Annotated in this window: 9 protein-coding genes and 1 pseudogene; 1 reads left to right on the plus strand and 9 read right to left on the minus strand. The window is 29.3% G+C overall.

Translation table 11 applies throughout. The annotated features are described in order from the left end of the window. Positions 1-58 precede the first annotated feature (58 nt). Entirely contained in the window at positions 59-2,434 is a 2,376-nt protein-coding gene (pbpC, locus tag BTO18_RS14760) for a penicillin-binding protein 1C (RefSeq protein WP_105016961.1), read from the plus strand. A gap of 345 nt (positions 2,435-2,779) precedes the next feature. On the opposite strand, the gene BTO18_RS17720 is transcribed toward pbpC, so the two are convergent. The 9 genes and pseudogenes from BTO18_RS17720 to BTO18_RS17725 form a co-directional block, all read right to left on the minus strand. Beyond that, on the minus strand, positions 2,780-2,935 hold the full coding sequence (locus BTO18_RS17720) for a hypothetical protein (RefSeq protein WP_170063284.1): 156 nt from the start codon (positions 2,933-2,935) through the stop codon (positions 2,780-2,782). A 15-nt stretch (positions 2,936-2,950) separates the two neighbouring features. Continuing rightward, positions 2,951-5,887 (minus strand): T9SS type A sorting domain-containing protein, encoded by a 2,937-nt coding sequence (locus BTO18_RS14765; protein WP_105016962.1) that lies wholly within the window; start codon positions 5,885-5,887, stop codon positions 2,951-2,953. Positions 5,888-6,061: 174 nt separating this feature from the next. After that, on the minus strand, positions 6,062-7,837 hold the full coding sequence (locus BTO18_RS14770) for a T9SS type A sorting domain-containing protein (RefSeq protein ID WP_170063285.1): 1,776 nt from the start codon (positions 7,835-7,837) through the stop codon (positions 6,062-6,064). 139 nt (positions 7,838-7,976) lie between these two features. Further along, positions 7,977-9,611, minus strand: a complete 1,635-nt coding sequence (locus tag BTO18_RS14775) for an FG-GAP-like repeat-containing protein (protein ID WP_170063286.1) — start codon at positions 9,609-9,611, stop codon at positions 7,977-7,979. 482 nt (positions 9,612-10,093) lie between these two features. After that, positions 10,094-10,347 (minus strand): annotated as a pseudogene (locus tag BTO18_RS18065) (IS982 family transposase); the annotation flags it as partial. 103 nt (positions 10,348-10,450) lie between these two features. Then, a complete protein-coding gene (locus tag BTO18_RS14780; RefSeq protein WP_170063287.1) occupies positions 10,451-10,810 on the minus strand; it encodes a hypothetical protein in 360 nt (119 codons plus the stop codon). Between the two features lie 140 nt (positions 10,811-10,950). Next, positions 10,951-12,474, minus strand: a complete 1,524-nt coding sequence (locus tag BTO18_RS14785; protein WP_146106958.1) for a hypothetical protein — start codon at positions 12,472-12,474, stop codon at positions 10,951-10,953. A 113-nt stretch (positions 12,475-12,587) separates the two neighbouring features. Continuing rightward, positions 12,588-13,106 carry a hypothetical protein gene (locus BTO18_RS14790; protein ID WP_105016967.1) on the minus strand — a complete coding sequence of 173 codons (519 nt, stop codon included), beginning with the start codon at positions 13,104-13,106 and terminating at the stop codon, positions 12,588-12,590. A 51-nt stretch (positions 13,107-13,157) separates the two neighbouring features. Beyond that, complete coding sequence (locus BTO18_RS17725; protein ID WP_170063289.1) at positions 13,158-13,322, minus strand: hypothetical protein; 165 nt, start codon at positions 13,320-13,322, stop codon at positions 13,158-13,160. Positions 13,323-13,339 lie beyond the last annotated feature (17 nt).

Below are 13,339 nucleotides of genomic sequence, written 5' to 3' on the forward strand. Positions count from 1 at the left end.
TGAAATGAAGTCTAGAAATCTCAATAAGAAGTTTTAGAGATTTCTCCATAAAGTCGAAATGACAAACTGGCTTAAAATATCAAAAGTGAAAATCAAAAACTACATATTAAAACATAAAAAGAAAACTATATTCTTTGTTGTCTTGTTGATTTTTTATGCATTTTGTTTACCTAAAGAACTTTTCACAAAGCCAACATCAACCGTAATTACAAGTAATAAAGGCGAGTTGTTGGGTGCTTTAATTGCTGATGATGGTCAATGGCGTTTTCCTCATAATGATAGTGTTCCAGAGAAATTTAAAACCTGTTTAATTCAGTTTGAAGATGAACATTTTTATAAACATCCAGGATTTAATCCAGTATCTATTTTCAATGCTTTAAGACAAAATATAAAAGCAGGAAAAGTAGTGAGAGGAGGTAGCACAATTACGCAACAAGTAATGCGTTTGAGTAGAAATGACAGACCAAGAACCTATTTTGAAAAATTTAAAGAACTCATTTTAGCATCTAGATTAGAATTTAGAGCTAGTAAAGAAGAAATATTGGCTTTTTGGAGCAGTAATGCCCCTTTTGGAGGAAATGTAGTGGGTTTAGATGCAGCTTCTTGGCGTTTTTTTAATCGAAAAGCGTCAGATTTGTCATGGGCTGAAGCAGCTACTTTAGCGGTTTTGCCAAATGCACCAAAATTGATATATCCAGGAAAAAATCAACAAAAATTATGGGTAAAGAGAAATCGATTGTTAAAAAAAATACTGAATAAAAATATCATTGATTCACTCACTTATAATTTATCAATTTTAGAAGATTTACCAAAAAAACCATATCCATTACCTCAAATTGCTCCTCATTTATTGCAAAAAGTAAACAAAGAAAAAAAAGGAGAATTTGTAAAAACGACTATAGATAAGAGGTTGCAAATTCAAACTAATGGCATTGTAAAAAACCATTACAATCAGCTTTCCAAAAACGGGATTCATAATATAGCTGTTTTGGTACTGGATGTAAAAACGAGACGAGTGTTGAGTTATGTAGGGAATGCACCAACATCAACAAAACATCAAAAAGATGTAGATATTATTACAAAAGCTAGAAGTACAGGTAGTATTTTAAAACCCTTTTTATATGCTGCAATGTTAGATAGTGGAGAATTGTTGCCCAATACTTTGGTTGCAGATATACCTACCAATTATGGTAGTTATCAACCAGAAAATTTTGATAAAAAATATTCAGGAGCAATATCAGCAAAACTTGCCTTGTCTAAATCTTTAAATGTGCCAGCTGTTAGAATGTTACAAAGCTTTGGATTAGAAAAATTTCATTATTATTTAAAACAACTTCAATTAAAAGACATCAAAAAAAGTCCAAATTATTATGGATTAACTATTGCTTTGGGTGGTGCTGAAAGTAATTTATGGGATTTATGCAAAAGCTATGCATCAATGGCATCTACTGTAAATCATTTTTCTGAAAACTCAAGTAGATATTTTACAAATGAATTTACTGAACCTACTTTTTATGAAGGTCCAAAAATCGATTTTGGACAAAAATCATCAGAAAAAATCATTTTTGATGCAGCTTCAATTTATTTAACTTTTGAAAGTTTAAAAGAAGTAAATAGACCTAATTCTGAAGAAAATTGGGAGTTTTTTGATTCAACGAAACAAATTGCTTGGAAAACAGGAACCAGTTTTGGCTTTAGAGATGCTTGGAGTATTGGAGTAACTAAAGATTATGTAGTTGGGGTTTGGGTAGGTAATGCAGATGGTGAAGGAAGACCAGGTTTGGTAGGTGTGCAAACTGCTGCTCCTATTTTATTTGATGTTTTTGATAAATTACCCAATTCAGAGTGGTTTTCAAAACCTTTTGATGAAATGACACAAATAGAAATTTGTACAAAAAGTGGATACAGAGCTACTGAAATTTGTGAAGAAAAAAAGTTGGAATTTATGCAAAATTCAGGGTTAAAAACCAAGCCTTGCCCTTTTCATATTTTGCTAAATGTTGATGCATTAGAAAATTATCAAGTAAATACTTCCTGTGAAAGTTTAGAGAACATCAAACAAAAATCGTGGTTTATTTTACCTCCTTTACAAGAATATTATTACAAAAAACAAAATCCGTTTTATAAATCGTTACCAAAATTTAGAAATGATTGTTTAGGAGAAAATAAAAATTCAATGAAGTTTATTTATCCCACAGAAAAAAGCACCATTTTTTTACCCAAAGATTTTGATGGAAAACAAAACGAACTTATTCTAAAAGTAGCACATTCAAATTCTGAAGCAACTTTATTTTGGTATGCAAATACTCAATTTTTAGGAACTACAAAAGAAAATCATCAATTTGCAATTGAACCAAAAGTTGGTAATTTTAGATTTACAGTTGTCGATAATTTTGGGAATGAGATCTGGCAAAAAGTAATAATAAGAGAGTAGTTTTTTCACTTAACTAACATAAGTTCGACTTAAAAAATACTGTTAATTAGTTAGATAAGAATTTTGTTATATGAGATTGTTGTCATTTTGACTGAAATGGAGAAATCTTATACTAAATTTGAGATTTATCAACTCTACTACGTTTCATTCGAAATTACAATAATATAATTGTCAATTAAATAACCTATAATAATTAGAAAAGTTATATCGAACTCACGTTAACTAGTAAAATTTTCTCAAAAAATAAAAAAAGCACGAGCCCTAACTCGTGCTTAAACTACAATCGCTTTTAAGCATAACAAATTCCCCCTAATTTGTATGGATTAAAATTATAGTTGAGGAAAACTAGAAGCCTGTACCAGGTGCTTCTGGACTTGATGCTTGTGCTTTTTGTGGGTTTAATATCAAATAAGTTCCTAATGCAGTTAAAGCAACATATTTTCCATAGTTCCCAATCTTTTTGACAGCTTGTTTTCTTGTGATTTTATCATTATTTTTCATCAATTCTATTTTCTTTTATTCTAAAATAATTTTTTTATCCAAAGTTCCATTTTTGGTTTTCAATTTTACAATATAAATACCCGTATTTATAGAACTTGGAATATTGATTTGAATGGAATTATTTACATTTTCATTATTCAATGTAAAAGTTTGTTTTCCAAGCAAATCAAAAATCTGTAAATCCACTTTTTCATTAAGTCCAGAAATATTTAAAACTCTATCATTATTAAAAATACTTACATTGCTTAAAGAATTTTCTTTTATGTTTAAAACAGATTTGTAAGAAGTATGAAGATAAAACCTACCAATACCATCTAAATTAGTTGTTGGAGTAATTTTATATTCGCTATTTCCTTCATCTAATCTTGTCATGGTATTTAGTTCTTTATCTTCAAGAAACACTTTTAAACCTGTAGGTAAATTATTATGATTAAGTGTAAATGTAATTTCTGAATTTGCCTCTGCTTTTAGACCAATAGGAATAACAATATTTTCATAATCTTCAGGAAGAGCCTGTAAAGCAAAATTAGTTCCTTGGTTATTATCTACTAATTGAGTGTATAAGTTTAGAGGGTTTGAAGTTTGTACTCCATTAAACTGACCTGCATCAAACCCTGGATCTAGTCCTTTAGTAGAAGTTGATGAATATTTTATACTTGTTTTTTTAGAATCATTAGCTGAAGCAATAATTATATCTATTTCTGGAGTTGTTGAACTATTCTTATAAAAAATATTACCTGTTTGATGGCTTTGCATGCTTTCTTCAAAAGTGAAGTTTCCTCCACTAGTTTTAATTTTAACAAAAAAGCCTTGTCCAGGAGCAACGTATTGTGCATTTGACATTTGGTTTACAACCACATACTCACCATTCATACCAATTGTTGGATCCCAAAAATAAAGAGAAACAAAATTGGGGTCTAATTCAGAACTGTTTTTTGTCAATAGATTATTTGTTGTATTTGCATTAGTATTACCTGCCAAAAAAGATGTGTATGGATTTCCAACCAAATTCCAATCGGATAGTGAACCTCTATTTAAAGAGATAGGTAAAGTTGAAGCCTGTCTGAAACTTCCCACAAAATCAACTGTACCAGCTGTAGCTCTTTTTACAGCATATCCTTTCATTGCTATAAAACTACCAGTTGTACTATTTGTATGATAATCCCAACCTCCAGCTATAGTATTATTATATTCAGCCAATCCTACATGATTTACATCAACAGTTCCTGTAGCTAAAGGAGTAGCACCAATAAATACTCCAAGATTTGCAGGTGTTGGTGGTGCTATGAGATGCCAATCGTCAGTGACATATCTTTTATATGTTAAACTACCTCCTGAATAACTTCCGCCAATAATTAATGAACTACTGCTTGTAGCATTTGATTCTATGCTCAAACTACCATTATTTGTTAAATCTCCTGTTATATTCAATAAACTATTTTGTTTAGCAGAAAAAGAGCTTGTACTATTTATCAAAGCATTTCCACCAACATTAATCTTTGAAGTATTTTCAAGAGTTATTGTACCACTATTTGTTAAACCTTTTGTTATGTTAAGATTGGCATTAGATTGTAGCTTTAATGAACCACCATTTTCAACCACCAATCTGTTTGTTTCCATATTACTAATATTACTAGTAACGTCTTTACCATCTGGTATTACTGCGTTATTATTAATATTTGGTATTCCATTAGTCCAATTTGGTAATAAAGACCAGTTAGAGTCGCTACCTATAAATTCAGTATCTAACGTTTCAATATCTACAGTTGCTGTCCCATTAAATTTATATAATTCGTCACCATTTGTAGCATTTGTAGCTATAAAATACAGTTCATTGTTAAAAATAACTGGTTCAGAAAAAGAACCCTCTCCTGTACCATCATTTGTGTCAAAACCTCTTAAAACATTAGTTGTTGGATTATATTCTGCAAACTCAAGGCGAGCATCAGAAAAGAAAGCTCTAAAATATATTTTACCAGCATATTTAATAAGGCTATTTACTTGTGAATTGTTAGGTACTGTATTTTTGAAAGTGTAATTATTATTATCAATATTATACAATCCTAAACCGTTAGTTGAAGAACCATTATCTGTTCTATAATATAAAATATTTTGATGACCAACAATATTATTACTTTCAAACAAAGTAGGATTGTTAGGTAAAACACTAACTGTATTACTGTTAAGAGTTTCTATTTTTAAAAGTTCTACGTTTGTACTTAAAATACCATTTAAATAGATATTGTTACCATAAGCAAATAGATATTCAGGAGAGGAAATGTTTGTGACATGGCCTGAAACTCCAGAGTTTGTATTATAGTAGAATACTCTTGTACCGTCTGTTGCGTGTTCAGCAATAAAATAAATTAAATTACCAACGACAACCAAATTTCTTGGATTAAAACTTCCTGAAGAAGTATTTGGCTGACCATTTATATTTACTAAAGTAATTGTTGGAGTAGTTACTGTAACATCATTATATACATAAAAATAATCTCTAGCTGTTCCCCCAGCATTATATCTGGCAGAGAAATACAATTTATTATTAACTACTGTTAAATCTGATGCATCTCTTTGAGTAGCTAATGATGCATTTATATTTACTAAATTTGTGCCATCATAAGAAAATAAACTTCTTAACTGTCCTGATGCTTCAGTTGCAGAAAAGAATAATTTTCCGTTATAAACAACTTTTTTTTGTGGTAAACTTGAATTATTTGTATTTATATTTATTGAAGAGATATTGTTAGAAGATAAAGCTGGGTCGTAGCTTATTAACTCTATTCCATCACTACTATTAGCTCCTGTAAAATACAATTTGTTATTGTAAGGAGTTAAAAATCCTGATACTCCATCGTCACTTCCTGAGTTAACATCAACTACTATTTCTTGAGAATTTACTACTTGAATAGTACTCAAAATAGTAAATAAAATAAGTGTAATTTTTTTCATTTTTTAAAATTTTAATTTATATCAAAATAAAAGGATAAAAGTGCAGGTTGTACTACCTAAAAAGGGTAGTGAAAACAGAAAACGTCAGATATATCTGACGTTTTTAAGTTGTAGTTTTTCGGCTATTTTATATTTTTAGACAAAATACATTTAACAATTTTTCTTTTATATAGCCTATTCTATTACGAGTTTTTTAATTCCCTTTCCTCTTTCTGTAGCTACCACTACTTGATAAATACCTCTTGTTAAGTTTGACACATTGTAACTTTCTAAAGCATTAGAAAAAGAGGTAACTTTAGCTCCTAGTATATTAAAAATAGCAACTTTCTTAATGTTGTAATTATTACTTTCTAACTTGAAACTAGTTTTAGTTGGGTTTGGATAAAGGTTAAAAGATTTACTAATAACATCATCAATACTTGCAGTTGCACTTTCAATAATGACATCAAATTCTTGAGAAATAGATTTACCACCAGAATCAGTAGAAGTAACATTAATTGCACTTACTCCTACATTAAGCGTATAGTTAATAGTTAGCGTATTTCCTTGTACACTTGTTGTTACAAGGTTAGGACTTCCAGAAGACGAAGAAAAAGAAATATTAGCGCCATCCTCAAAATCTTCTTTAAAATAATCCAAAAGATTAAAAGTTGCAATCCCATTCGCATCTTGAACATAAGTTTGATTACCAATAAAAGCTTTTATTTTAGGGGCTATATTAGTACCTTCCATTACCCATAATTCTCTTCCTTCTGATTGAGAAGTAGCAGCAAAGTACATTCTGTTTTGAAAAATATAATATGATGAAGGAAAACTACCTGATGATCCTAAACGAATGTTAGATACCAAGGTGTATTTTTCTGAAATGGGATCATACATGTGTAACTCCTTACCAGCGTTATCATCTTCTGCTGCAAAGAAAATTTTACCTCCATATTTTTCAAAATGAGAAACATTACTATCTACTGTTGAATTTATTCTTACTCTTGTATGGGTATCTGTTGCGATGTCGTAAATCACTAAATCATTACTTGAAAATGGACTTGTGAACTCGCTTCTATAATACATTTTTCCACTATGAGTTACCGGTTTTGTTTTTGGTATTGGTGCATTGGTAGCAAATATATTTGGGGAGGAAGTTCCAGAAGTTGTGTCATATTTCCAATAGGTTCCTTGAGCAAGATAAAATAAATCTGTTCCATTTGCTTTTACATAAGGTGGGTAGCTGTGAGTTCCTATTCTGCCAGAAGTGTTGTTGGTATCATCATAAAAAAACAATCCTCTTTCTGAGTTTGAAACATTTGCAGAAAAAAACAATTTATTATTTGTAACTTCAAAGCTTGCTGGTTCAGGGTGGTTTTCGAAACCACCTCTTACATAAGCCCCAGAAATTACAACTTCTGAATAATTACCATTACTTGGCATTTTTAGTAATTGAACTTCAACTTTTACATCAGATTTTTGTGCAGAAAAATAAATGTTTCCATTATATAATGTTAGATTTTTTGGATTGATATCTGTATTAGCATTATTAGTATTGTTTGAAAAACCATTACTTGGTATTTTAGTCAATGTACCATCTGAATTATAACTATATAGTTCTGTAAAAGATATTGGTCCAGAGCCGGTCTCTTCTGCATCAGCGACGAAAAATAGTGTATTGTTTAGAACTACTTTATAGTTAGGGAAACTATCATCTGATCCAGGATCTATATCTGTTAAATTTGTTACTATTCCTGTTATGGGATCGTACTCCACCAATTCATAAGCTTTTCCATCTCCTAGATGAGCTGTGAATAATAGCTTCCCATTAAATTCTATCATATCTGCTGTGTCTCCATTTATACCATCTAGAGCACCTGAACGCATATTTGCAATAAGTTCTTGACTATTAAGATTAAGTACGCTAATTGTACAAAGCAACAGTAGAGTAAGGTAATTTTTTTTCATTTTATACATTTTTATTCTATACAAATTTGAAAAAATATAACATCTCTTGTACTACCTAAAATGGGTAGTGCAAGAATTAAAAAGACCCATGAATAAATACTTATGCATGACTCTAAATAACTAAATTTATAACATTTAACTACTCTACAATGAGTTTTTTGAATCCTTTACCCTTTTCTGTAATAATCTCTAAATTATAAATACCCTTTGATAAGTTAGAAATGTTATAGTTATTACTATTTATAAACTCTGCAACTTTACCTCCTAATAAAGAATAAACTGTCACTTTTTTAATTGAATGTAAACTACTTGAAAGTTGAAATGTAGTTTTTGCTGGATTTGGAAAAAGTATAATATTATTTTGAATGTTGATGTCTTCTGTAGAAAGTGTTTGAGATTCATTAACCCATATTTCACTATTTTTTCCTATTTCTCTTGCAAAAATGATATCTACATCTCCATCATTATCAATATCACCAATAGCTAATGATGTAGCGTTACTACAAAAAGGTACAGGTGATTCTTGAAAACTTGTGTTGTTTATATTTTCTAAAATAAGGTTTTCAGACATTCTTGCCAAAACAATATCAAAATCACCATCTTTATCAAGATCAGCAAATTTAGCTTGGTTTACTAAAGATACATTAGGCAAGATATTTAGTTCAGTATATGAAAGACCATCGCTTGTTGTATACAAGGCTATTTCTGAATTTGTTCCAATTCTTGATATTAAGATTTCTGGATAATTATCACCTGTAATTTCTGCAACGTCTATATGAAATGCTGTTTCATTTCTACCAAAAACTATAGGGTTTGTTACAAAGTTTCTTGAGCCTAACCCTTTATAGATTTTAGGATTATCACTATCTTTCACGATAATAAAATCTTCTATTCCATCATTATCCATATCTGCTATATGTACACTAAATGCACTATCTTGGACACTCTGTAGAAAATCAAAATTTACAGTATTATTATTTGAAAAATAGTTATTTATAAAAACTCTCATACTTTGATTGCTTACATTAACCAAATCATCAACACCATTTTTATCAAAATCAAAAACTTGCAATCCATAAGTAGCAAAAGATAATGTGAAAGGAGTATTTGTTATTTCTGTAAATGCACCATTATTATCATTAATCCAAGGAGCACCTGGATTATTAACACTTGTGCTATTAATAATAAAATCTTCTTTAACGCCTGAATTATTAAAATCGCCGACAACAACACTTCTTGTTGAAATATTTCCTGAAGTAGGAGTAGTAAATGCCACAGCAAAAGTACCTGAACCATTGTTAGTATATACTTCTGCACCAGTTGTTCCTGCTTTTGCTAAAACGAAATCTAAACCTGAGTTTTCATCAAATTCACCAAATTGAATACTTAATGATGAAGGTAGTGCTTGAGTACTTTTGGTAAAATTGATATGTGTAACACTACTATCATTGTCTAATATTTCAGTTGTAACTACTTGCGTACCATCTTCTTCACCATTTTGTACTGAAAATATTTCAAAATCTATGTATTCTGTACATTCGTAGATATTATCATCAACTATTGTAAATGTTTTAGAGGCAGACGTATCACCTGCTGGTATTGTAACAAATAATCCTTGAGAAGTATAATCTACGGCATAAATAGCTGTTCCAGGTAAAGAAAAACCCACTCTAATATCTTGTGAAGATATAATGTCGCTTGTTATAGTAATGTCTATAGTACCAACACCTTCTGTAACAGAAGTTGGACCAGATATCGTAATTTTTGGTTGCATCTCAGTACTATAACTTTTAAATGCAATCAGTAGAAAACTTAATAAGAAAAGTAAATTGTAATTTTTTATCATAATTGTGTTATGTTTTGAATAGTATCAATTATCAAATATGATGTAAAAATTCATCTACTGTAGTACCTAAAATGGGTAGTAAAATTGAATTATATTAGAATTAATTTTCTAAAATCCATTTTTCCCAGTCTTTAGCAACATTATCCCAACCAAATTTTGAAGAGTCAATTTTTCCGTTTTTAATTGGGAAATAGTTATGCTCTAATCCTAAATAACGTGAGTTCGACTTAAAAAATACTGTTAATTAGTTAGATAAGAATTTTGTTATATGAGATTGTTGTCATTTCGACTGAAATGGAGAAACCTTATACTAAATTTGAGATTTCTCAACTCCACTACGTTTCATTCGAAATGACAATAATCTAATTGTCAATTAAATAACCTATAATAATTAGAAAAGTTATATCGAACTCATATTGATTTACTAAATTTCTTTTTCTGCGGTTATAAACACTACGTTCTATTTTTTAGATATTGCTGTTGGAAGTTTTCTGAATAAATCATTTTCGCTATCAATACTCATAAATTCTGAAGTTAAAGTCAAACTTATGAGTTCTAAATCACTCATTTTTGGTGTTCTCTTTTGATAAGGCAAGAGTTGTTCTTTTTATATTTTTCTTAAAACTTCCAATATTCTTTCGTAATTTGCCATTAAGTTGTTCATTATAAATGATTTGTGGTTAAATCAATATACTGATTTTCAGTGAAATGAACAACTTTTCCTTTTTAAATCATAATGCACAATAGGTTATTAAAATTAATATTGCCTAAATGCACAACAGATTAATTAAATCATCTATAGATACTTTGTTAACAATAATATTAGTATGTTTTAAATAGTTTGTTTTTTTAATAATTTCTTTTAAAGTTTCCATACTTAAACTATTAGTTTTATTAATGCGTTTGTGTATCTTATCTAAACCAAGGTTTTTCATATTAATAATATCACCTATGGTATTCATTCGTTTATAATCTCTTCCTCGGTGATTTAATAATACTACTTTATCATTCTCGTGGTTCAATGTGATATCATCATACTTGTATATCACTTTTTTATCTTTATACGTGTAGGTCTCTTTTTCTTGTTTTTGAAACACAGGCAAGAATGTTGATTTATAAAAATGCATATCTCCGTTATTGAAATAAATAAGTTGCCCAGACTTATTACAGTATAGACCGTTTAACACATCGTTTTTAGATTGTCCTGAACATGAAGTTACTACAAGACTGAGACAAAAGACTATAACAAATTTTAAATTTTTCATAACTAATGTTTTATTTTACTACATAAAATACGTGTTCTTGAACCACTAGATCTATATTGAGGTGAGCTCCATCCACTTCCTGTGGGTCTTGATTCAAAACCATAATTATGATAAAAACAATAACCATCTGGATGTTTAGCAACCATAAAAGCATTTATTATTTTTCTCACTGGTTTCCCTAATTCATATTCAATTGTCCAATCTCTTTGCTCAATAATGGCGTCTACAAAAGTTTCTTGCCATCCTTTACTGTTCATATGAGCCATCATTTGTTGTTCAAGTGATGTATTATTTATTCCAGCACTAGGTAATTCATTATCTTCTATATACTTGTCAATAAGCTTATTTTGTTCTTTTTCATAGAAATCTGGTCCTTTTCCTTGTGATAAATCAATTTTAAATTCAGTTTCAAATTCTTGATTAAAACCACTATAATCAACATGATCAAACTTCATTTTTAACTTCACTTCTCTAGCTGGTAAAGATGCTAATGCTCTCATAAAAATAACGGGTGTATAATTATGTACTTTTGCATATTGAGTTAGTTCTGAAGGAGATTTAGGCAATAAAATAAACTGAATATAACTTTGCCCTAAATTGTTTCGATGTACAGTAATATCATCATGGAAAGCATAACTATCTATTTCCCATTTTTCAGCTTGACCTAACAAAGGATACCCATTTTCTTTAAAAAATCTTAAGTTAAAATTGGTAACACCGTTTTTTGTAAAGTTAGCTGTCTTAAAGAGGTCTTTTAAAGTTCTACCAAAGTAAACAGTACCATAAATTGGTTCTCCCGTTTTAAATACTCTTTTAATATCTGATATGTTTTCAGAGCCTATTTTTAATGGTTTGGAAGATAATACCACTTTACCCAAGTTTTCTTTATGGAAAGCGCCAGTAATAGCACTAGACATCTCTGATTGAGAACTATCGATTACTTTATCAATAGCCTTAATAATTGCTTTAACATCTGTATTATCAAGACCTACAAATGCATACAATGCTTCAGCTCTTTGTTTTAATTTTTTAGCCTTTTTAGTCGTAACCATTGGATTACTACTTCCTGACCTTGCTACAGTTTGATCTAATTGTGTCATAAATAAATCGAAAATACCGCCACTTTTCAAATATTCTGGAAACTCACTAATAACTTTATCTATTGTCTTGCTCTGAAAATCTAATTCTCCTTCGTTTTTCTTTTTTTCTAAAATGGATTGTATTTCTTTGAGGTTTATTTTTTTAGCATCTTTAAGCAATCTGTCATCCAAAAACACGTTGAGACCTCTATCTTTTGAGTAAGTTGAAATAGTGCTACTTAATTTTCTCCAAGACTCATAGTCAAAAGTATTTGCATTAAAAGAAGCTACTATTTTATCTGCTTCACTTGTATCAAAACTAGAATCTTTTGTTTTTATTTTTTTTAATTTTGTAACAACTCTATCAATATCAATAACACCTCCATTATTTTTTATTTGAACAGCTTTATTGAGTGTTTTAAGTATACGCTGGTAGTCTCTTTCCATTTTATTGTATGTTACTTTATTTTGTGAATGAATTCCCTGAACCATAATCATTAAAAGGAACAAGCATATTTTCGTTATGTATTTCATTATAGTATGATTTGTTTTGTATTGATTTATGAAAATATTTCTTGAGTAAGCTTATCCATTAAATAAAAAGATCTATTTCGCCCATTTAGGGATGTAAATTCTTTTTTGTTACCCCAAATTAATTTTGCTCTACCTGAAACGTGGCTGAGCTCTTTTCCTGCAGAGTGTAATTGGTAATTAGATTTATCAAGAATAAATATTGATTCTTGTTGTCCACCAACAATATCAATATTTCGTTTTCTTACACAAGAAATTACCTCTTTGGAAATATTGTTTTCAGTTATAAAAACTGAATTTATATTTGGTACAGAAAATCTTAATGCTTTGGGTAACTTGAAGTCTTTATTAGCATTTTCTTTAGATTTTTTGTGGCATTTATTAATCTTCTCGATAGATAAATTTTCTTCCAGTGTTACAAAATAGTAATCTGTATATTTTAAGAAGATAAAATTACTACCTGTTTTTTTAGCTAAAAAACTGGTTGCTGAAATTTCTGTTACAGAAAACCCCGAGTTTCTATAAAAAGTGATCATATTTTCTAACATCATTATAAAAATAAATGGACTAAAAAAACCTAGTACCACATTAGTATTGAATTAAAAGTTAGAACGTATAGATTGTATTTCTACTCTAATATCATCACCAGTTTCATAAAGTCTTGATAACTCTTCTTTATCAATATTTTTTTTAGATTCTACTGCTTCAATTTGAGCAGTATTTAAATTAAGTAATGCATAAAGTGTCATTAAAATTGATACCATAATATTTGTATTTAAAG

The sequence above is a fragment of the Polaribacter porphyrae genome (assembly GCF_002954685.1).
GTDB classification, from domain to species: Bacteria; Bacteroidota; Bacteroidia; order Flavobacteriales; family Flavobacteriaceae; genus Polaribacter; species Polaribacter porphyrae.

What these genes read in the sequence shown, in the direction of transcription:
- BTO18_RS14775 (WP_170063286.1), bottom strand. Translation starts at nt 9,611, where the DNA reads ATGCAACCAAAAATTACGATATCTGGTCCAACTTCTGTTACAGAAGGT.
- BTO18_RS14770 (WP_170063285.1), bottom strand. Translation starts at nt 7,837, where the DNA reads ATGAAAAAAAATTACCTTACTCTACTGTTGCTTTGTACAATTAGCGTA.
- BTO18_RS14780 (WP_170063287.1), bottom strand. Translation starts at nt 10,810, where the DNA reads ATGCATTTTTATAAATCAACATTCTTGCCTGTGTTTCAAAAACAAGAA.
- BTO18_RS14790 (WP_105016967.1), bottom strand. Translation starts at nt 13,106, where the DNA reads ATGTTAGAAAATATGATCACTTTTTATAGAAACTCGGGGTTTTCTGTA.
- pbpC (WP_105016961.1), top strand. Translation starts at nt 59, where the DNA reads ATGACAAACTGGCTTAAAATATCAAAAGTGAAAATCAAAAACTACATA.
- BTO18_RS17720 (WP_170063284.1), bottom strand. Translation starts at nt 2,935, where the DNA reads ATGAAAAATAATGATAAAATCACAAGAAAACAAGCTGTCAAAAAGATT.
- BTO18_RS14785 (WP_146106958.1), bottom strand. Translation starts at nt 12,474, where the DNA reads ATGGAAAGAGACTACCAGCGTATACTTAAAACACTCAATAAAGCTGTT.
- BTO18_RS17725 (WP_170063289.1), bottom strand. Translation starts at nt 13,322, where the DNA reads ATGGTATCAATTTTAATGACACTTTATGCATTACTTAATTTAAATACT.
- BTO18_RS14765 (WP_105016962.1), bottom strand. Translation starts at nt 5,887, where the DNA reads ATGAAAAAAATTACACTTATTTTATTTACTATTTTGAGTACTATTCAA.